The sequence below is a fragment of the Bradyrhizobium viridifuturi genome (genome assembly GCF_001238275.1).
GTDB classification, from domain to species: domain Bacteria; phylum Pseudomonadota; class Alphaproteobacteria; order Rhizobiales; family Xanthobacteraceae; genus Bradyrhizobium; species Bradyrhizobium viridifuturi.
On record NZ_LGTB01000141.1, the window covers coordinates 1 to 375 of the forward strand.

General features: G+C 63.7%; 1 protein-coding gene. It reads right to left on the bottom strand.

The window, feature by feature from the left end:
- A partial coding sequence (locus ALC15_RS44460) for a DUF5801 repeats-in-toxin domain-containing protein (RefSeq protein WP_157861004.1) occupies positions 1-375 on the bottom strand: 375 nt, incomplete at both ends.

The window sequence follows — 375 nt, forward strand, 5'->3', positions numbered from 1 at the left end:
TTGATGTACGAGCCGTTGTAGGTGTCGGTCTGCGAGTGGTCGATCGACTCCAGTTGCGTCAGAGTCACGATGCCGGTGGTGAGGTCGACGCTGAGCGTGAACGCGGTGTTGCCGGCGTTGATGCCGCCTGCGGTCGTCGAGGTCGAACCGGTGATCACGCCGCCGACGTCGTACAGGTAGATCGTGCTGCCGCCATGGGTCAGCCCGCTGTCGACGCCGTCGGCCACGCCGGTGTGGAAGCCCAGCGTGTAGTTGATCGTGGTCGCACCGGCGCCGTCAGCGCCATACAAATTGGTATTGCCGATGGTGAACGCGCCGGAGAAGTCTTCGGTCGCGATCGTCGCCGACGCATTGGTGTCGTGCGAGTCCTGGGTA